Consider the following 19,140-nt stretch of genomic DNA (forward strand, 5'->3'; position numbering starts at 1 on the left):
CTGCGGTTTCATGCCCGCGCTGGACTGGCGTAGACGCCCCTGGACGGTCTCTACAACCTGTGCCACGTCGTACCGAGCGAGGGGCCGAGGATGAGGACCGGGGCGTCTTCCGGGCCGTCGAAGCGGTACTGGAGGGCAGGGGTCTTCGTCTCCCTCACCGCTCCACGCTAACCGCCTTCTCTGAGCGCCGGGCCCCTACTGGGCCCCACGTCCTCACACCTGGCTCCCGCACATCAGCGAGAAACCCTCACATGGCCTTCACGTCACGCCGGTACGGCTCAGCCGCGGACAGTGGCCCCGAAACGGGTCCGTCTGCGCCGCAGCCCGCCCAGCACCGAGCAGAACTGGACGGCCGGCGGGCCCTCCGGCCCGAGAGGCCCCCCGAGGTTGCCGCTGCGGGCCGCGGCAGTCGACCGTGTCAGCCTTCCGGCGAAGCGCCCAGGCCGGTCAGGGCACCGACCGGGTCGAGGTCCGGTGTGCCGCGCGGCCACCAGTCGTCGTGGCCCGGTTCCGATTCGTACGGGTACCAGAGGCCCTCGCGGCCGAGGCGGAGTTGGACATGGCCGCGGGGGTGCGTGAGGTGGTTGCGCCAAGGGCGGAAGGCGGGGAGGTCGGCAGCGAGGAGGAGCGGGCGGGCACGGTCGAAGCGGCCGGCCGGCGGGTCCCAGGGCTCTTCGAGGACGGCGAGGCCTTCGAGGCCGCCCTGGCGCCAGGCGGCGACCGCACGCGCCAGCTCTGCCGGAGTGCGGTCGGCTGCGGAGGCGAGGGAGGCGTACAGGGCACGGGTGGCAGCGGTGAGGCCGGAGCCCGGGCGGGCCGCGGCGAGTCGTACCGCGTCCTGCCACAGGGTCAGTTCGGCGACCGGATCACGGCCGGTGCTGAGCAAAGCGTGCGCGCGGACGGCCGCGTCCGTCGCCAGCTGGTCCAGCGCGAAGGGGTCCGGGCCGCCCGGTGCCGCCGGGTAGACGGGAGGCTGCTCGGGGTGCGGCGGCGCCGGCAAGGGGGCTGGAAGCGGGGGGAGTTGGCGGTCCGGGGCCAGGACGTCGGTGGCGCGTACGCCCGGGAGGGGCGCCGGTTCCCGCTCCTGTGCGGCACGGGCCGCGCGGGCGGCGCTCAGGCGTGAGAGGGCGTCGAGCAGCTCGCGCTCACCTCGGCCGCGCAGCAGGAGCAGTACGAAGGCGTCGGCGTCCAGCAGGCGTGCGGTCTGGTAGCAGAGGGCGGCGGCGTGCTTGCAGGGGTGCCCGCGGTCGGGGCAGCTGCACTGGGGGTCGAGCTCGCCGGGGCCCGGCAGGAGGGGTACCCCGCACTCGGCGAGGGAGTGGGGCATCTCCTTGTCGAGCAACGCCGCGATGTGTCCCGGCCGGTCGGCCGCGGCGTCCAGGAACCGCGCCCAGTCACGGTCACCGAGCGTCCGCAACCGCACCTGCACGCGGTACGGCCGCGGACGGCTGCCCCGCACATACGCCAGGACGAGCCCCGGCGTCACGGTGATGGCATCGACGTGCCCCTCCTGCGCGTAGCCGCGTCCGCGGGCGAGCCGCTTGGGATCGAGGGCACCCTCTTCCAGGGCGGCCACCCAGGCATCGCCCCACCAGGTCTCGGCGAAGCGGACGTCGTCCGACGGGCGGGGCGCGAACGCCGGGAAGGTACGGCGGAGTTCACCGTCCCGGACCGGGGCTGCCATGGATCGGGGGACCCGGGGTGTGGCGGGAACGGACTGCGCCGAGGGTGCTGGGGGTGGCCCCGCCTGTGCTGAGTCGGAGTCGGTGAGTGCCGGGAAGGTGGGGGACTGCGGGGCCGGCGTGGAGGGCGAGTCGGGGGCGCGGCGAGCCGGGTCGCTTCGGTGCCGAGTGTCCGGATCGGGCGTCGCCGATTCATCCGCATACGGCTCGTCCGCATAGGGTTCGTCCGTATGCGACTCGTCCGCATGCGACTCGTCCGCATGCGACTCGTCCATGGGCGGCATCCGGAAGGCCTCGGCGAGGAACTCCCTTACCTCACGCGCACGGAGAGCGGCTGCCCCGTCGGCGGAACCCCTTCGAACCCCGGGATCGACCGGGGCCGGACGTCGCGGCCGACGCGTGCGCTCCTTGTCCCCGCCCTCTTCTTCGTCCGCCCGGGCCTGCCGCCTCTCCCCGAGGGCTGCCCGCAACGCCTCACGGGCGACATCGGCGGGACGCGCCCCACGCCGATCGGATGCGGGGTCGGGCGTGTGCGGGACGGGCCGTGCTTCGGTGCCGGAGCGGTCCGCTTCCGCACCGGTCGTGCCAGATGTGCCGGACATGCCGGACGTGCCGGTCTCGGCGCCGGCGCGGCGCAGTGCCGCCCGGGCCGCGTCACCCGGCCGAGCCCTTGGGCGCTCATCCCGCTCGCCGTTGTCCGGAACCGACTCGCCGACAGCCTCCACCTGCGGCAGGTCCCGGCCCTCGGAGGAACCCCCCGCCGCCCCCTCGCGTCGCTCCCGCGCGGCCCGCAGCGCCCGGCGTGCCGCGTCAGCCGGGCGGACCTCGGACGATCGCGCCGGATCCGAACGCTCGGCGCCACTCGGAGCAGCTTCAGGGCTCGCCCCGCCAGCCGCACTCCCCCGCTCCACCGGCCCCGTCATGACGTCCTCCGCAGCGACACGAGGTCGGACAGGTCACGGTCCGTCAGTTCCGTCAGGGCCGATTCGCCGGAGCCGAGGATCGCGTCGGCCAGGGCCCGCTTCGACTCGAGCATCTCCGCGATGCGGTCCTCGACCGTGCCCTCGGTGATGAGGCGGTGGACCTGGACGGGCTGGGTCTGGCCGATGCGGTAGGCGCGGTCGGTGGCCTGTTCCTCGACGGCCGGGTTCCACCAACGGTCGAAGTGGACGACATGGCCCGCGCGGGTCAGGTTCAGGCCGGTGCCCGCCGCCTTGAGGGACAGGACCAGGACCGGCGTCGCGCCGCTCTGGAAGCGGTCCACCATGCGTTCGCGTTCCGGGACCGGCGTGCCGCCGTGGAGCAGGTCCACCGGGACCGCCCGCGCGGCGAGGTGGGAGGCGATCAGCCGGGCCATCCCCACGTACTGCGTGAAGACCAACGCCGAGCCGTCCTCGGCCAGCAAGGTGTCCAGCAGTTCGTCCAGCAGGGCCAGCTTGCCGGAGCGGGCGGCCGGCCGCTCGGTCGCCGCCGCCTCGGTCTCCTTCAGGTACAGCGCCGGGTGGTCGCAGATCTGCTTCAGGGACGTCAGGAGCTTGAGCACCATGCCCCTGCGCGCCATGCCCTCCGCCGTCTCGATCGCGTACATCGACTCGCGCACCACCGCCTCGTAGAGCGCGGCCTGTTCCCGGGTGAGCGGGACCGGGTGGTCCGTCTCCGTCTTGGGTGGCAGCTCCGGGACGATGCCTGGGTCGGACTTCTTGCGGCGCAGCAGGAACGGGCGGACCAGGCGGGCCAGCCGGGCCACCGCCTCCTCGTCCTCGCCGTTCTCCACCGCGCGCGCGTGCCGGGCGCGGAAGGACTTCAGCGGGCCGAGCAGGCCCGGTGTCGTCCAGTCGAGCAGTGCCCAGAGCTCGGAGAGGTTGTTCTCGACCGGTGTGCCGGTCAGCGCCACGCGCGCGGGAGTCGGGATCGTGCGCAGGGCCTTCGCCGTCGCCGAGTACGGGTTCTTGACGTGCTGTGCCTCGTCGGCGACGACCATGCCCCAGGTGTGCTGGGCCAGCGTGGGTGCCGTCGACCGCATCGTGCCGTAGGTCGTGAGGACGAAGCCGCCGTCCATGTCCTCCAGGGTGCGGTCCGGGCCGTGGAAGCGGCGGACGGGGACGCCGGGTGCGAAACGGGTGATCTCCCGCTGCCAGTTGCCGAGCAGTGAGGCCGGGCAGACCACCAGGGTCGGGGCCGTCCGGGCGCGCTTCAGGTGCAGGGCGATGACCGTGATCGTCTTGCCGAGCCCCATGTCGTCGGCCAGGCAGCCGCCGAGCCCCAAGGAGGTCATGAGGTCCAGCCATGCCAGGCCCCGGAGTTGGTAGTCCCGCAAGGTCGCCCGCAGTCCCGGCGGCGGTTCGGCCGGGCGGACACCCGCCGTCAGGCGGTCGCGCAGGGCCGCCAGGGCGCCGGCCGGTACCGCCTCGACCGTCTCGCCGTCGACCTCGGCGCTGCCGGTGAGGGCGACGGACAGCGCGTCGACCGGGTCGAGCAGGCCCAGTTCGCGCTTGCGGGCCTTGCGGACGAGGGCCGGGTCGACCAGAACCCAGCGGTCCCGCAGCCGGACGACCGGGCGGTGCGCCTCGGCGAGCGCGTCCATCTCGCCCTCGGTGAGCGGGTCGCCGCCGATCGCCAACTGCCAGCGGAACTGGAGCAGTTCCTCGCTCTCGAAGAAGCCGGTGCCGTCGGTCGCCGAGCCCGGCGCCGGCCGCACGACCGCGGCGGCGCTCAGGTCCTGCGCCAGGTCCCGGGGCCAGTGCACCGCCACCCCGGCCGCCGCGAGCCGGGTCGCCGCCACGCCCAGCAGGTCGCCCAACTCCTCGTCGGACAGGGCCAGTACATCGGGCACGTCCTGCTCGGACAGCCGGTCAAGCGGGGCCCACACCCGGGCCGCGCGCCGCACCGCCAGCGCGGCGTCCACCCGCGCGCGTGGCCCGAACGCCGCCTCCGCCTCGCCCGACCACAGGGCAGCCGCGTCGGCCACCAGGGTGGGGTCGGCGAGGCTGTGCACCTGGACGATCGCCGCGCCCGCGCTGCGCACGCCGTCGCCCCCGCCGTCGAAGAGGTCGTACGCCGACAGGTCGAGGCGGAGCGAGATGCGCACGCCCGCGTCCATGCCGGCGGCGACCTCGGCCGCCCAGTCGTGGGCGTCGGGCAGGCGCTGGGCCTCGCGCGCGGCGAAGGGCTTTCCCGAGGCGTGCGGTGCGGCGGGGGTGCGGGGCAGGGTGTCCGCGACCGCGTCCAGGAAGGCGCGCATCAGCGCCTCCGGCTCGGGCAGCCGCAGCGGGCCCGGGCCGGTCAGGGGCACCGCGTGGCCCTCGTACGGCAGGGCCGCGGCGACCGCTCGCAGGTGTGCGATGTCGTCGGGGTCGAGCGGGCCGGCCCGCCAGGCGTCGTGGCCGGTGGATGTGAGGCCGGGCAGCAGCCGGCCGCGGGCGGTGAGCCGGAGCGCGTGCAGCGCGGCGGCTCCCCAGCAGGCGGTGGCGGGGTGGGCGGCCGGGTCGCGCCGGGCGCGCACGAGCAGTGGCAGTGCGTCGGCGAGCGGCAGGGACAGCGCGGGGGTGGTCCTGCGGCGGACTCCGGCTCCATGACGCCGTACGACGGTGAGCTCCGTGTCCTCGGCGGGCAGCGGGCCGCCCTCCGGGTCCCAGAAGGCCATCCGCCCCTCGCGCGGGAGGGGAGCGGGCAGGAAGACAGCCGCGAGTCGGACGGGGACGGCCTCCCCCGCACGCTCGGCCACCGCGGCCATGTCGCCCATACGTCCTGTCACCTCCCGCCCATGAGTCGGATCAACCGTCTTCGACTCTACGGGCGGGGTCTGACAATCGGCCCCGGCACCCGGCGCGGGCCGGAGACCTCATGGGGTGATCAAGGGACTGTGCGCGAGACGACGTACACGAACGGATTGGCCGGGTCGGACATGTTCACGACGACGTCCTGGGTGGGCGCCGGGTTCTTCTGCTTGTGGACGAAGCCGTACCACGGTCCGGGGCGCTTGAAGTCCCAGCCGGTGATCTTCTGGTCGCGGGCGCTGATGGTGATGGCGTCCGGCTTCAGGTCGCTCCGGCTGACGCCGATGGTCTTCAGGAACCAGTCCATGTTCTTGTCGGCCGTCTGGAACTGGACGTAGAGACGGCTGGTCTTCCAGTTGTTCGTCTCGTAGTACGCGACCTGGTACGACGGGTCGGGGACCGGGATCTGGTACAGCCGGCGCTGCACCCTCGACGGCCAGCCCGCGGTGAGGCCGGTCGCCGAGTACTTCGCCTCCTTGTCCTTGCCGCTGTCGCGGCTCTGGTTGGCGGAGATCACGAGATAGCCGGCCGGTACACCGATGAGCAGCACGATGATGAGCAGGGTGATCGCCCTGCGGCGGATCATGTGGCGGCGGTCCTCGGCCGGCTGCTGCGGCTCGTCGGGAGAGTCCGGCTGGCGGGGTACGGTCACGGTCACGCCGAATCCTGGGACGACGACCGGCGGGCCTCGGTGAACCGCGCATAGCGCTCGTAGCGCTCCACCCGGCGCCGGTTGGCGCGGCGGAAGCGGCGGGCGACCAGGCGGGCCAGGTCGGCGGCGCCGACCATGCCGGCCTCGGGGCCGAGCTGGGCCCGCGTGACGCGGGCCTCGGGGCGGTAGCCGCGGCCGGTGAGGTGGCGCTTGAAGGCGTCCCGGGCGGGGCCGATCAGCAGGTCGTCGGCGGCCGACACGCCACCGCCGATCACGAAGCAGGACGGGTCCAGGGCGGCCGCGAGGTTGGCGATGCCGACGCCGAGCCACTGCCCGATGTCCTGCAGCAGCTCGATGCACATGGCGTCGCCCTCGCGGGCCAGCTCGGTGATCATCGGGCCGGTGATGTCGTTGATGTTGCCCTTGACGTGCTCGATGATCCCGTACGCCACCGGCGAGTCGGCGGCGGCCAGCTCGCGCGCCTCCCTGACCAGCGCGTTGCCGGAGCTGTACTGCTCCCAGCAGCCGCGGTTGCCGCACGGGCAGCGGTGGCCGCCGGGCACGACCTGCATATGGCCGAACTCGCCGGCGACGCCGTACTTGCCGCGCTTGACCTGCCCGTCCTCCAGGATCGCGCCGCCGATGCCGGTACCCAGCGTGATCATGACGAGGTGGTCCTCGCCGCGGCCGGCGCCGAAGCGCCACTCGGCCCAGGCGGCCGTGTTGGCGTCGTTGTCGACCAGGACGGGCACGGCGAGGCGGCCCGCGATGCGGTCGCGCAGCGGCTCGTTGCGCCAGGACAGGTGGGGCGCGAACAGGACGCGGTTGCGGTCGGCGTCGACCCAGCCGGCCGCGCCGATGCCGACGGCGTGCACATCGTGACGGTCGGACAGGTCCAGGACCAGCTCGACGATCGTGTCCTCGACAACCTTGGGGCTCTTGGACTTGTCCGGGGTCTCCGTGCGGAGCTTCTCCAGGATGTTGCCGTCGGCGTCCACGACGCCCGCCATCACCTTGGTGCCGCCGATGTCGATGCCCACGGTCGGCACCCGGGGTGCCGACAGGTGCGAGCGGCGTTCCCGGGTACCGACCGTGCGGAGCGCTGGCGCGCGGCGGGAGCCGATCGGGGCGGCTGTGAGGTCGCGGTAGGTGCTCATCAGGCCCGATTCTGCCTCACCGTCGGTATGGGTGCCGTACGGGGAAACAATGGGCTGGTTCACGAAGTTTGCGGTGTGCAGGCCGTATGTGGCCTGTCACGCAGTTCCCCGCGCCCTTGGAGGGCACCTCACCTCACGTCACCGGGTCGCATTGTCCGGACATTGCAACCAACCGTGCGCTCATGACCGTACGAGCAGCTGGAACTCGAAGGAGTAGCGGCTCGGTCGGTACGTATGCGTGCCGTACTCGACCGCTCTGCCCGTGTCGTCGAACGTCACCCGCTGCATCGTGAGCAGCGGGGCGCCCTCCTCCTCGGCCAGTCGCTCGGCCTCGACGGCGGTGGCCGCGCGGGCGCCGATGGTCTGGCGGGCACTGTGCAGGGTGATGCCGGCGGCGCGCATCAGGCGGTACAGGCCGGTGGCCTCCAGCTGCGGGGTGTCCAGGTCGATCAGGGCGGGCGGCAGGAAGTTGCACAGGTACGCCATCGGCTCGCCGTGCGCCAGGCGCAGCCGCTCGACCCGGTGTACGTCACTGTCCTCGGCCACCCCGAGCGCCGCCGCGACCTCGGCGGACGCCGGAACGACGGTGTTGACGAGCACCTTGGTTGCCGGGCGCTGGCCGGCCGACTCCAGGTCGTCGTAGAGGCTGCTGAGCTCCAGCGGGCGCTTGACCTGGCTGTGCACGACCTGCGTCCCGACGCCTCGGCGGCGCACCAGCAGACCCTTGTCGACCAGCGACTGGATGGCCTGGCGGACGGTCGGCCGGGACAGGCCGAGGCGTGCGGCGAGTTCGATCTCGTTGCCCAGCAGGCTGCCGGGCGTGAGCGCTCCGTGCTCGATCGCGGCTTCGAGCTGCTGGGAAAGCTGGAAGTACAAGGGCACCGGACTGCTCCGGTCCACACTGAGCTCGAGTTCCACGGTCGGATCCACTTCTGGTTTCGGCACGGGCCGAGCGTAGCTCTACGCGTTGTTGACGGGAAGTAGTGTAGTTCGATTGTCCTGACATATTCATTGACAGCGTACGCACTGAACCCCCACTTTGTTTCCATGCGCATCGGGGTCATCGGTACGGGCCGCATCGGCACGATTCACGCCAACACGCTGAGCCGCCATCGCGAGGTCGGCTCCCTGATCCTCACGGACGCGGACGGCGCGCGGGCCCAGGAACTGGCGCGGCGCCTGGGCGAGACGGCGGCGCCCGGAGTGGACGAGATCTTCAGGTGGGGCGTGGACGCGGTGGTGATCACCACGGCGACGTCGGCCCACGCCGAACTGATCGGTCGGGCAGCACGGGCGGGGCTTCCGGTGTTCTGCGAGAAGCCCATAGCGCTCGATCTGCCGGGCACGCTGCAAGCGATCGGGGAGGTGGAGACGGCCGGGACGATTCTGCAGATGGGTTTCCAGCGCCGCTTCGACCCGGGGTACGTGGGCGCGCGCGAGGCGGTGCGGTCCGGGCGGCTCGGGCGGTTGCACACCGTGCGGGCGCTCAGCAGCGACCAGAAGCCGCCGCCGGTCGAGTGGCTGCCGCTGTCCGGCGGGCTGTACCGGGACACGCTGATCCATGACTTCGACGTGTTGCGCTGGGTGACCGGGCGCGAGGTCGTCGACGTGTACGCGGCCGGGTCGGACGCCGGGCCCGCGATGTTCCGCGAAGCGGGCGACGTGGACACGGCCGCGGTGGTGCTGACCCTGGACGACGGCACACTCGCCACGGCCACGGCGACGCGGCTGAACGGCGCCGGGTACGACGTACGCATGGAGCTGGCCGGGGAGTCGGACCAGATCGTGGTGGGTCTGGACGACCGTACGCCGATCGCGTCCACGGAGCCGACCGGGCCGCCCGCGGCGGACAAGCCCTGGTCGGGGTTCCTGGAGCGGTTCGGACCGGCCTACGAGGCGGAGCTGAACGCGTTCGTGGAGGTGGTGCGCGGGGAGCGGGCCAATCCCTGCGACGGGCGGGAGGCCTTGCAGGCATTGCGGATCGCGGAGGCGTGCGAGCTGTCGCGGAGTGAGAGACGACCGGTCGCGCTCGCGGAGATCGCGGGCGGGGCTCAGGCTGCGGCTCTGTGACGGCCGGCCCCGGCGCGGGGGCCGCCCTCCACAGGCCTCCGCGGCCTTCCCGCTACCAACGGCGCCCCTGCCGCTACCAACGCACCGGCAGACTCCGCACCCCACGCATCAACACCCCCGGCAGCCACTCCCCCGGCGCCCCGTCCAGGGCCAGGTCCGGCGCTCGCTCCAGCAGGGACCGTATCGCCGTGCGGGCCTCCAGGCGGGCCAGAGGTGCGCCCAGGCAGTAGTGGATGCCGTGGCCGAAGGCGAGGTGGCCGCGGGCGTCGCGGTGGATGTCGAAGCGGTCCGGGGCGCGGAAGCGGGCCGCGTCACGGTCGGCGGCGGTCAGGCCGACCATCACCGACTCGCCCTGTGCGATGGGTACTCCGGCGATCTCCAGGGGCTCGGCGGCGAATCGGAACGTCGCGTTCTCCACCGGGCCCTCGTAGCGCAGCGCCTCCTCGATCGCGGCGTCCAGGAGCGTCATGTCGGCGCGCAGGGCGGCCAGTTGGTCCGGGTAGGTGAGCAGGGCGTGGACGGCGTTGGTGATGAGGTTGACCGTCGTCTCGTGGCCGGCGATCAGCAGGACGAAGGCCATGCCCCGCAGTTCCTGGGGGGAGAGCCGGTCGCCGTCCTCGGCGGTGGTGCGGATCAGGTCGCCCAGCAGGTCGGCGCTCGGCCCGGCACGCCGCTTGTCGTCGATGAGCTCGATGAGGTACTCGGCGAGGCGCACTAAGGCGTCGTACTCGCTCTTCTCACTCGTCGGCGCGACGGCCTCCGTGGACAGCTTGCGGAACTCCGTACGGTCCATCTCGGGGACGCCGAGCAGCTCGCAGATCACGGTGATCGGCAGCGGGTAGGCGAGCGACTCGACGAGGTCGGCCCGGCCGTGTGGCAGCATCACGTCGAGCAGTTCGTCGGTGATCTGCTGGATTCTCGGCCGGAGTTCCTCGACGCGGCGCATCGTGAACGCGCGCGTGATGAGTCCGCGCAGGCGGGTGTGCTGGGGCGGGTCGGCGACCAGCAGGTACTTTCCGATCAGCTGCTCGTCCAGGAACGTCACCCCGATCTTGCTGCCGTCCTTGGCCAGCCGCGGGTCGGCGAGTGCCGCGCGCGCCTCCTCGTACCCGACGACGAGCCAGGTCACATGGTGAGCGTCCGGCACCTGCAACCGCACCCGGTGCACCGGGCCGCGCTCTCGCAGCCGCGCGTATACGGGGTGGGGGTCGGTGCGGAACCCGTCGCCGTACTCCCCCAGGTCGATCACTTCTGTCATGAGACTCCCCCCAAGACTCCCCCTCCCACCACACCGAGAACGCGCGGGACCCCCCTCTAGTGCCCGTCTTCCTCCACTTCCTCCAGAAGTCCCGCGTCGTACGCCAACAGGGCGATCTGCACCCGGTTGTTGAGGTCGAGCTTGGCCAGGACGCGGGAGACGTGGGTCTTGACGGTGGCGACGCTCATGAAGAGCTCCGCGGCGATGTCGGCGTTGGACAGGCCCCGGCCCACCGCGACGGCGACCTCGCGTTCGCGGTCGTTGAGGGTGGTGAGCCGCTCACGCGCGCGCGTGCGGCGCGTGTCGGCCGCGGTGCCCGCCGCGTGGTCCATCAACTGGCGTGTCACGGTGGGCGACAGGACCGGGTCACCGGCCGCGACCCGGCGCACCGCGTCGACGATCTGCGCGGGCGGCGTGTCCTTGAGGACGAACCCGGCGGCGCCCGCGCGCAGGGCGCGCAGCACCTGTTCGTCGGCGTGGAAGGTGGTCAGCACCACCACCTGCGGGGCGTCCGCCCTGCCGCGCAGCCGCTCCGTGGCGGTGAGGCCGTCGACCGACGGCATCCGGATGTCCATCAGGACCACGTCCGGCCGGGTCCGGTCGACCAATGTCTCGACCTCTGCGCCGTCGGCCGCCTCACCGACGATCTCGATGTCGTCGGCGCCGCCCATCATGAAGGACAGGCCGGCTCTGACCAAGGGGTCGTCGTCGACGAGGAGCAGTCTGATCGCAGTCATGTGCCTTACGTAATCACGGTTGTACGGCGTGCACGTGCGGTACGGCGAGGAGCGCTCCTCGGACACGCGGGCTCACTCCGTGACGTGAGGGGCGCCGCACGCGCGCGTGGGGGCCGGCGTCACCCCCGTAGCCCCATTCACCCCCACGGCAGCCAGGCCCGCACCTCGAACCCGCCGTCCGCCACCGGCCCGTGCTCCAGGCGGCCGCCCGTCAGCGTGGCCCGTTCCGTCAGCCCGATCAGGCCCTGTCCGGAGCCGGGGACATGGGGAACCTCACCCTCGGGCGCGGGGTTGCGTACCGCTACCGACAGGCCCTCGCCCGGTGCGCCGGCCACCGCCACCGTGACCTCCGTGCCGGGGGCGTGCTTGCGGGCGTTGGTCAGGCCCTCCTGGGCGATGCGGTAGGCGGTGCGGCCCACGGAGGCGGGCACGGCTGCGGGGTCGGTGACGCACTGGTCGAGGGTGACCTTCATGCCGGCCTCCCGGGACTCGGCGACCAGCGCCTCCAGCGCCGCGAGGGTCGGCTGCGGGCGGCCGGCGTCGTCCGGCTCGCCCGCCCGCAGCACGCCGATGATCTCCCGTAGGTCCTGGAGGGCCTCGTGGGCGCTCTCCCGGATGACGCCCGCCGCCCGCGCGATCTCCTCCCGGGGCGCGTCGGGCCGGAACTCCAGGGCGCCCGCGTGCACGCTGAGCAGCGTCAGGCGGTGGGCGAGGACGTCGTGCATCTCCCGGGCGATGGATTCGCGGGCGAGCCGCTGGGCCTGTTCGGCACGCAGCTGTGCCTCCGTCTCGGCGCGCCGGGCGCGGTCGCGCAGGCTCAGCATGAGCTGCCGTTTGGACCGTACGAACATGCCCCAGCCGACCACCCCGCCGGTCAGCAGCACGCCGAGGAAGATCGCCCAGCCGTAGGGCACATCGGGGTCGGGGCGGAGCCAGAAGAACAGCGGGAGCAGCGCCACGGAGACCCCGCCCACCCAGGCCACGTACCGGAAGGGCCGGTGCACGGCGAGCGTGAAGAAGGCCACCACGCCCGCGCCACCCGCGGTGCTCGACACGAAGCAGACCGGGACCATCGCGATCGCGAGCCCGACCGGCCAGCGGCGCCGCAGCCACACCGCGGCACAGGCGAGCGCGCCGAGGAGCTGGTCGACGGCGGCGAGGCCGACCGGGAGGTGCTCGTCGGCCACCGTCTCCGCGGTCAGCAGACCGATGATCACGGCCAAAAGGAAGCAGGAGAAGTCGACCACCCAGTCGCGCGCGGTGCGCCGGGGCCGTCCGGAGCGCTCGGGGTCGAGCTCGAACTCTTTGATCAGGGCCGAGGGCAGCAGCCAGCGCCGCCCTTCGAAGACCTGCGGTACCGACTCCGGCTTGTCACCACTCACGGTCGACAAATCTACGCAGTACCGGGCCCCGGTGCGGCCCCTCGGGTCCGATCGACGACCAAAGTCGCGACATCGCAGACCTTGGTCGCGGCGGGCCGCGGCGGAAGGTGGACTTCCGTGGTGCATGGCTCGCCCCGCGGCCGATTGGCGTGGGGGGTCCGCGGGGCGAGAGTCATGGCATGAAGCAGTTGCTGGAGTTCCTCGGATTCATCGCCCTGGTGCAGGGCGTCGCGGGCCTGGTGCACGAGTTCACCGACTGGCACTGGGGACTCGTACAGCGGGCCGGCTTCCTCGACGGCTTCGAGATCTACGCGAGCGTCGCACTGCTCGTGCTGGCGTTCGCGCTGTTCGCCGCCGCCGAGAGCCGGAAGTCCGGTTGAGCGCGGACCGGACTCCCGGCCGGTCGCGCCGTTCCTCGGCGCCGACCGTGATCCGCGGGCTCAGCAGCCGTAGTTGATCAGGTCGAACGACGCGTAGTGGTCGGCCGTGTAGTAGTCCTCCTGGTTCTCCTCACCGGTGACGATCCGGCGAGCTCCGCGCGTGGACGAGCCAGGGGTGATGACCGTGTACTCGTGGTAGTACCCGGTCGACTGGCTGGGCAGGATGCCTTCCCGGTTCTGGAAGACGGTGCCGTCCTGCGAGTAGGGGAAGGGACCGCCCTGCTCGATCAGTTCGAGCGTGTCGTACGCCTGCGCAGGCAGATCGCTGTAGCAGATGCTGCCGACCGCGGCGGCCGCCGGAGTGGCGGTGACGGTGCCGCCGACGAGGAGGGCGGACAGGACGGCGGCTGCGGCGCCGATGCGAGTGATTCGTGGGGGGAATCTCATGCCTTCATGATGACGCGCGTAGACAGTGGCATGTCAATGACAACAGTGGAGATTTTCCCGGCAAGTCCGATGAGTTTTCGGGAAGTTAACGTGCGCCCCGGCGTTCTCACGCGATCTCCATAGGTGGCCGTGCGAGAACGCCGCGGACGGGTCGTCACGCGTTCTCGGGGAGCTCGAACGAGCCGTATTCGGGGCGGCCCGCACGGTCGTACGAGTGGATGGCGACGCCCTTGCTCGTGGTGCGGCCGGCGGTGTGCCTGAACGCGGTGGGCACGGCGCCCTCGGCGAACAGACGGTGGCCCGCGCCGAGCACGACCGGGAAGGTCAGCAGGTGGAGGGTGTCGACGAGGCCGAGGGACAGCAACGACCTGACGAGGGCGCCGCTGCCGTGCACCTGGAGCTCGCCGTCGGTGCGCTCCTTGAGGGCGGTGACCTCCTTGCCGAGATCGCCGCTGATCACGGTGGTGCCGGCCCACTCGGGGTCCGTCAGTGTCGAGGAGGCGACGTACTTCGGCAGTGCGTTGAGCCTGGAGGCGACGGGGTCGAGGGGATCGGTCACCTTCGGCCAGAACGACGCGAAGATGTCGTACGTACGGCGCCCGAGGAGGAAGGCCCCCGGGCGCGCGAAGACCTCGTTGATGAACTGGCCGAAGTCGTCGTCGGCGTACGGAAAGCTCCAGCCGCCGTGCTCGAAGCCGCCGCGGGTGTCCTCCTGCGGGCCGCCGGGCGCCTGGTAGACGCCGTCGAGCGTGACGAAGAGGGTGGAAACGAGCTTGCCCATGAGGAGTGCCTCTTTTCCGGGGTGGGACCTGCTGTCATCACCTCAGACCCCACGGGCACTCGCAACTCATCGCTCCGCCGGGTGCCGCCTCAGCCCGCGTGGGTCGAGAACAGGCCGCCCGTCGGGCCCTGCTTGTCTCCGCCCTGGGCCTTCTTCAGGGCGTTGGCCAGGCTCTCGATGGTGAGGGACTGCAGGATGACGCGGCCGTTGCCCTCCAGGGTGGCCAGGGACAGGCCCTCGCCGCCGAAGACGGCGTTCATCAGGTCCTGGCGGTTGAGGCCGCCGACGCGCTGGACGCCGTACTGGATGCCCTCCTCGAAGGCGACGACGCATCCGGTGTCGACCTCGATGCGGCCGCCGAAGTCGGCCGGGTCGAGGTCGATGAAGTTGCCCGCGCCGGCGATGATCACCGTGCCGCGCCCGGTGAACTTCTCCAGGACGAAGCCCTCGCCGCCCTTCATGCCGGTCCTGCCGCCCTGGAACGCGATGCCGAAGTCGACGGTGGACTCGGCGGCGACGAAGGCGTCCTTCTCGGCGAACCACGCGCGCGTGCCGTCGAGCTCCAGGGCGCGCATCTCGCCCGGCAGTACGCCCGCGAAGCCGACGGTGCCCTCTGCGCCCTGGGACGTGACGTACTGGAACGCGATCGACTCGCCCGCGAGGACGCGCTGGCCGACCTGCATGGCGGTGCCCATGGCCTGGCGCAGCATGCCGCCCATGCCACCGCTGCCGCCCGCCTGGGGCTCGTCGCCGCCGTTGGACGGGCCTGTCAGGCGGGTCTCCATGGTCACGTTCGTGGTCTTGAAGAGGAACTTGCCCGCCTCGCAGTACACGGTCTGACCGGGCTGCAGGGTGACGACCGCCATCTGCATGGCGTTGCCGACGATTTCTTGCTGAAGAGTCACGTGGAGGGAACGAGGGAACCGGAGCAAAGAGTTCCGCTCGCCGGTTTCGACGTCCGTTCGCCGCCAGCGCTCGGGTGCGCACAGCGGTGGGATGGACCCATGACAATGACTTACGGAACCCTGCACGGCAAGATCGCACTGGTCACCGGCGGCAGCCGCGGCATCGGCGCGGCGACGGCACTGCGGCTCGCGCGGGAGGGCGCGGACGTCGCCGTGACCTACGTCAGCGGCAAGGAGGCGGCCGAGGAGGTCGTACGGGCCGTCCAGTCGCTGGGGCGGCGAGCGGTGGCCCTGCGGGCGGACGCCGGTGACGCGGACGAGGCGGAGGGCGCGGTGCGGCGTACGGCGGAGACACTCGGGGGTCTGGACGTGCTGGTGAACAACGCGGGCGTGGGCGTCCTGGGCCCCCTGGAGGGACTGTCGCTCGCGGACGTGGACCGGGTTCTCGCCGTGAATGTCCGGGGCGTCTTCCTGGCCTCCCAGGCAGCGGCCGCCCGCATGACGGCAGGGGGTCGGATCATCACGATCGGCACCTGCATGGCCCAGCGGGTGCCGGGCCCGGGCGGAACGCTCTACGCGACCAGCAAGTCGGCCCTCGTCGGCCTGACGAAAGCCCTGGCGCGAGAGTTGGGGGCGCGCGGCATCACCGCGAACATCGTCCATCCCGGTCCCATCGACACGGACATGAACCCGGCGGGTGGTCCGTATGCGCCCGACCAGGCGGCGATGACCGCCCTGGGGCGGTTCGGGACGGCCGACGAAGTGGCGGGGATGGTGGCGTATCTGGCGGGGGCGGACTACGTCACGGGGGCGGAGTTCGCGGTGGACGGGGGCCACGCGGCGTGATGCGGGGGTTTTCGCCCCCGCCGCCCCTACCCGTCCCGTCCCTGGGGGCTGCCGCCCCCAGACCCCCGCTTCGGCCCTGAAGGGGCCTCGTCCTCAAACGCCGGACGGGCTGAATGATGCCGGCCGGCGTTGACAGGTCAGGCCCCCTACGGGTGGGTGGGGGCTAGGGACGGCGCGACCCCGTCCTCAAACGCCGGGCAAGCCGAAATGCCCGGACCGGCGTCAAGAGGTCAAGCCCCCTACGGGCTGAATAACGCGGGCCGGCGACCAGAGGCGGAGCTCCCCCCGCCGGGGGGCGAACACCGGACGGGCTGGAGTTCCCCGGCCGGCGTTTCGAGGGTGCTGTCTGCAGGTGTCGCCTGCTCAGCCGCCCAGTTCCTGATGCCGGGCCGCCAGCCCTGTCACCCCCTGCTCCGTCAGCGAGCCGTGCAGTCGCAGTCGGGAGATGCCGCCGTCCGGGAAGATGTCCACGCGCGCGTGGGTGCCGACGGCGGGGGTCGGCAGGACGAAGCGGTGGTTGGTGTCGGGCTGGAGGCGGGTGCGCGGGAGGATCTCGGTCCACTCACCGTCCTCGCCGTCCTTGACCGACACCGACGCCCAGCCGGCGCTGTTGCCCTTCAGGTACGCCGTGTCGATCTCGATCGCCCGGATCTGGGACTGCGCCACCAGTCGGTAGCGGATCCAGTCGTTGCCCTGGTCGCGGCGTCGGCGCGTCTCCCAGCCGTCGTCCATCTTGCGGGAGCGGCCGGGCTGGATGGTGTTCGTCGCGGGTGAGTAGAAGAGGTTGGAGGCGTCCTCGACCTGGCCGCCGTTCTCCAGGGCGACCACGTCGAAGGTGCTCAGCGCCTCCAGCCACGCCGGGTCCGGTGCCACCTCGCCGTACACGCGCAGGCGGGCGATGCCGCCGTCGGGATGCTGGTTGACCCGCAGGTGGGTGAAGCGCTGTTCGACGGCGATGGAGAAACCATTCGCCGCGTGTCCGCCCACCGGGGTGCTCGGCACCAGCGGGGTCCACTTCACGTCGTCCGCCAGCAGTTCCTCGGGCGACGGAGAGCCCGGCACCGACGTGCCCTCGATGGACACCGCCTGCGGGTAGTTGCCGCGGAAGTGGGCCGTGTCGACGACGATGCCGCGGATGACGCCGGGCGCGCCCAGGCGCACCAGCGCCCAGTCGTGGTCCTCGGCCGTCGGCCACGGGTGGTCGGCGGACGCGCCGCGGCGACGCCTCGTCTCCCAGCCGTCCATGATCTTGCCCTTGTGCCCGAAGTTCTCGGGGTCGAACTCGGCCCGCTCGGGCACCAGCAGGTTCTCGCGCTGGGCGAAGAACTCGTCGTTGGCGGCGACGACACCGGCGCCGAGCCGACGGTCGGCGAGGTTGGCGTACTGGGTGAAGGGGAAGTCGGCGGTGCGGTAGTCCGCGTACGGGTCGCCGCCTCCGTAGGGGTTCGCGTCGCCGGTGAAGCTGGGTATCGCCGTCACGAGGTGTGCCTTTCAGGGATCGGCCGCTGCGGGTGCGGGAGGGTGGAGGGGTGGTCAGTGGGCGCGGGTGAGCAAGTGGCCCTTCGGGTCGGTGAACTCACCCTCCGCGACGATGCGTTCGCCTCGCAGCCAAGTGGACTTCACGACGCCGTACAGGGTCTTGCCCGCGTACGCCGTCACACGGTTGCGGTGCTGGAGGGCGGCCGGGTCCACGGTGAACGTCTCGTCGGGCGCGAGGACGGCGAAGTCGGCGTCGCGGCCCGGCGCGATGGCGCCCTTGCGGTCGTCGAGCCCGACCAGTTCGGCCGTCCGCGCGGACATCCAGCGGACCACGTCCTCCAGGCCGTGCCCGCGCCTGCGGGCCTCGGTCCATACCGCCGCCAGGCTCAGCTGGAGCCCGGAGATACCGCCCCAGGCGGTCGCGAAGTCGCCGGTCTTCAGGTCGGCCGTGGACGGCGAGTGGTCGGTCACCACGCAGTCGATCGTGCCGTCGGCCAGCGCCTGCCAGAGCAGGTCCTGGTTGGCGGACTCGCGGATCGGCGGGCAGCACTTGAACTCGCTGGCGCCGTCCGGGACTTCCTCGGCGGTGAGGGTCAGGTAGTGCGGGCAGGTCTCCACGGTGATCCGTACGCCGTCCCGCTTGGCCTCGGCGATCAGCGGCAGCGCGTCGGACGAGGACAGGTGGAGTACGTGCACGCGCGCGTGCAGGCGCTTCGCCTGGGCGATCAGCTGGGCGATCGCCGTGTCCTCCGCGTCGCGCGGGCGCGAGGCCAGGAAGTCGGCGTACTTGGGGCCGCCCTGCTGCGGGGCGGCGTCGAGGTGGTGCGGGTCCTCGGCGTGCACGATCAGCAGGCCGCCGAAGGAGGCGATCTCGGCCAGGGACTGGGCGAGCTGGTCCTGGGACAGGTGCGGGAACTCGTCCACGCCGGACGGCGACAGGAAGGCCTTGAAGCCGAAGACGCCGGACTCGTGCAGCGGGCGCAGGTCCTTGACGTTGTCGGGCAGGGCGCCGCCCCAGAAGCCGACGTCGATGTGCGCCTTGTCGGCGGCCACGTCCTGCTTGGTACGGAGGTGCTCGACCGTCGTGGTGGGCGGAGGGAGTTGAGCGGCATGTCGACGAGGGTGGTGATGCCGCCGGCCGCCGCCGCGCGCGTGGCGGTCCAGAAGCCTTCCCACTCGGTGCGGCCGGGGTCGTTGACGTGCACGTGCGTGTCGACCAGGCCGGGCAGCAGGACGTCGTCGCCGAGGTCCTCCAGCCGGGCGCCGGCCGGGACTTCGGCGTCGTACCCGAGTACGGCCGTGATCTTGCCGGCGGAGACCGCGACCGAAGCGGCCCGCGTCCCCTCCGGAGTGATGACGCGCGTCGAGCGCAGCACCAGTTCGACGTCGGACACCCGGACCCCTCTCTGCCGCCGTTAACTTCCGCGTAACGGAATTCAACTTTCTGTTGAAGGAGTCTCCGCTCCCGCTCCCGTTACCGTCAAGGGCACACTTCTCCACAGTGCACCCACCCCACGCACTCTGGACGTTTCCACAAAGCGGAATTAGAATTCCAGCACGCAGAACGTAGTTACGTACAAGCGGGGAG

The 19,140-nt window shown here is 72.0% G+C and carries 15 protein-coding genes and 1 pseudogene; 3 read left to right on the forward strand and 13 right to left on the reverse strand.

Features of this window, described 5'->3' with window-relative positions; all coding sequences use genetic code 11:
- Positions 1-418 precede the first annotated feature (418 nt).
- From QQM39_RS06380 to QQM39_RS06400, 5 genes are all read right to left on the reverse strand, one after another.
- Positions 419-2,605, reverse strand: a complete 2,187-nt coding sequence (locus QQM39_RS06380) for an SWIM zinc finger family protein (RefSeq protein WP_301995650.1) — start codon at positions 2,603-2,605, stop codon at positions 419-421.
- Positions 2,602-5,424 (reverse strand): DEAD/DEAH box helicase, encoded by a 2,823-nt coding sequence (locus tag QQM39_RS06385; protein WP_301995651.1) that lies wholly within the window; start codon positions 5,422-5,424, stop codon positions 2,602-2,604. The genes QQM39_RS06380 and QQM39_RS06385 overlap by 4 nt, the downstream gene beginning before the upstream one ends.
- Before the next feature lie 110 nt (positions 5,425-5,534).
- Complete coding sequence (locus QQM39_RS06390; protein WP_301995652.1) at positions 5,535-6,116, reverse strand: sugar kinase; 582 nt, start codon at positions 6,114-6,116, stop codon at positions 5,535-5,537.
- Positions 6,113-7,267 (reverse strand): ROK family glucokinase, encoded by a 1,155-nt coding sequence (locus tag QQM39_RS06395; RefSeq protein WP_301995653.1) that lies wholly within the window; start codon positions 7,265-7,267, stop codon positions 6,113-6,115. Before QQM39_RS06395 ends, QQM39_RS06390 begins: the two co-directional genes overlap by 4 nt.
- 180 nt (positions 7,268-7,447) lie before the next feature.
- Positions 7,448-8,185, reverse strand: a complete 738-nt coding sequence (locus QQM39_RS06400) for a GntR family transcriptional regulator (RefSeq protein ID WP_302003498.1) — start codon at positions 8,183-8,185, stop codon at positions 7,448-7,450.
- Positions 8,186-8,314: 129 nt separating this feature from the next.
- Between QQM39_RS06400 and QQM39_RS06405 the strand changes: the two genes are divergently transcribed.
- Positions 8,315-9,337: a Gfo/Idh/MocA family oxidoreductase gene (locus tag QQM39_RS06405; protein ID WP_301995654.1), complete on the forward strand. Its 1,023-nt coding sequence runs from the start codon at positions 8,315-8,317 to the stop codon at positions 9,335-9,337.
- 73 nt (positions 9,338-9,410) lie between these two features.
- Here the strand turns inward: QQM39_RS06405 and QQM39_RS06410 are convergent, their stop codons facing one another.
- From QQM39_RS06410 to QQM39_RS06420, 3 genes are all read right to left on the reverse strand, one after another.
- Positions 9,411-10,595 (reverse strand): cytochrome P450, encoded by a 1,185-nt coding sequence (locus QQM39_RS06410; RefSeq protein WP_301995655.1) that lies wholly within the window; start codon positions 10,593-10,595, stop codon positions 9,411-9,413.
- Positions 10,596-10,651: 56 nt separating this feature from the next.
- The gene (locus QQM39_RS06415) at positions 10,652-11,332 is read right to left on the reverse strand and encodes a response regulator transcription factor (RefSeq protein WP_301995656.1); all 681 of its coding nucleotides are present in this window, start codon (positions 11,330-11,332) and stop codon (positions 10,652-10,654) included.
- Between the two features lie 137 nt (positions 11,333-11,469).
- Positions 11,470-12,714 carry a sensor histidine kinase gene (locus QQM39_RS06420; RefSeq protein ID WP_301995657.1) on the reverse strand — a complete coding sequence of 415 codons (1,245 nt, stop codon included), beginning with the start codon at positions 12,712-12,714 and terminating at the stop codon, positions 11,470-11,472.
- A gap of 179 nt (positions 12,715-12,893) precedes the next feature.
- On the opposite strand from QQM39_RS06420, the gene QQM39_RS06425 reads away from it, so the two are divergent.
- On the forward strand, positions 12,894-13,094 hold the full coding sequence (locus tag QQM39_RS06425) for a hypothetical protein (protein WP_301995658.1): 201 nt from the start codon (positions 12,894-12,896) through the stop codon (positions 13,092-13,094).
- Positions 13,095-13,154: 60 nt separating this feature from the next.
- Here QQM39_RS06425 and QQM39_RS06430 read toward each other — a convergent pair whose 3' ends face one another.
- The 3 genes from QQM39_RS06430 to QQM39_RS06440 form a co-directional block, all read right to left on the reverse strand.
- Complete coding sequence (locus QQM39_RS06430; RefSeq protein ID WP_301995659.1) at positions 13,155-13,541, reverse strand: ribonuclease domain-containing protein; 387 nt, start codon at positions 13,539-13,541, stop codon at positions 13,155-13,157.
- A gap of 154 nt (positions 13,542-13,695) precedes the next feature.
- Positions 13,696-14,322: a dihydrofolate reductase family protein gene (locus tag QQM39_RS06435; protein ID WP_301995660.1), complete on the reverse strand. Its 627-nt coding sequence runs from the start codon at positions 14,320-14,322 to the stop codon at positions 13,696-13,698.
- A gap of 89 nt (positions 14,323-14,411) precedes the next feature.
- The gene (locus QQM39_RS06440) at positions 14,412-15,227 is read right to left on the reverse strand and encodes an AIM24 family protein (RefSeq protein WP_301995661.1); all 816 of its coding nucleotides are present in this window, start codon (positions 15,225-15,227) and stop codon (positions 14,412-14,414) included.
- 99 nt (positions 15,228-15,326) lie between these two features.
- Between QQM39_RS06440 and QQM39_RS06445 the strand changes: the two genes are divergently transcribed.
- A complete protein-coding gene (locus QQM39_RS06445; protein ID WP_301995662.1) occupies positions 15,327-16,073 on the forward strand; it encodes a 3-oxoacyl-ACP reductase family protein in 747 nt (248 codons plus the stop codon).
- A gap of 363 nt (positions 16,074-16,436) precedes the next feature.
- Here the strand turns inward: QQM39_RS06445 and alc are convergent, their stop codons facing one another.
- On the reverse strand, positions 16,437-17,552 hold the full coding sequence (alc, locus tag QQM39_RS06450; RefSeq protein ID WP_301995663.1) for an allantoicase: 1,116 nt from the start codon (positions 17,550-17,552) through the stop codon (positions 16,437-16,439).
- A gap of 54 nt (positions 17,553-17,606) precedes the next feature.
- Positions 17,607-18,946: pseudogene (gene allB / locus QQM39_RS06455) on the reverse strand (allantoinase AllB).
- Positions 18,947-19,140: the final 194 nt, after the last annotated feature.

The sequence above is a fragment of the Streptomyces sp. DT2A-34 genome, assembly GCF_030499515.1.
Lineage (GTDB): Bacteria > Actinomycetota > Actinomycetes > Streptomycetales > Streptomycetaceae > Streptomyces.

What these genes read in the sequence shown, in the direction of transcription:
- QQM39_RS06380 (WP_301995650.1), bottom strand. Translation starts at nt 2,605, where the DNA reads ATGACGGGGCCGGTGGAGCGGGGGAGTGCGGCTGGCGGGGCGAGCCCT.
- QQM39_RS06385 (WP_301995651.1), bottom strand. Translation starts at nt 5,424, where the DNA reads ATGGGCGACATGGCCGCGGTGGCCGAGCGTGCGGGGGAGGCCGTCCCC.
- QQM39_RS06395 (WP_301995653.1), bottom strand. Translation starts at nt 7,267, where the DNA reads ATGAGCACCTACCGCGACCTCACAGCCGCCCCGATCGGCTCCCGCCGC.
- QQM39_RS06405 (WP_301995654.1), top strand. Translation starts at nt 8,315, where the DNA reads ATGCGCATCGGGGTCATCGGTACGGGCCGCATCGGCACGATTCACGCC.
- QQM39_RS06410 (WP_301995655.1), bottom strand. Translation starts at nt 10,595, where the DNA reads ATGACAGAAGTGATCGACCTGGGGGAGTACGGCGACGGGTTCCGCACC.
- QQM39_RS06415 (WP_301995656.1), bottom strand. Translation starts at nt 11,332, where the DNA reads ATGACTGCGATCAGACTGCTCCTCGTCGACGACGACCCCTTGGTCAGA.
- QQM39_RS06425 (WP_301995658.1), top strand. Translation starts at nt 12,894, where the DNA reads ATGAAGCAGTTGCTGGAGTTCCTCGGATTCATCGCCCTGGTGCAGGGC.
- QQM39_RS06430 (WP_301995659.1), bottom strand. Translation starts at nt 13,541, where the DNA reads ATGAGATTCCCCCCACGAATCACTCGCATCGGCGCCGCAGCCGCCGTC.
- QQM39_RS06435 (WP_301995660.1), bottom strand. Translation starts at nt 14,322, where the DNA reads ATGGGCAAGCTCGTTTCCACCCTCTTCGTCACGCTCGACGGCGTCTAC.
- QQM39_RS06445 (WP_301995662.1), top strand. Translation starts at nt 15,327, where the DNA reads ATGACAATGACTTACGGAACCCTGCACGGCAAGATCGCACTGGTCACC.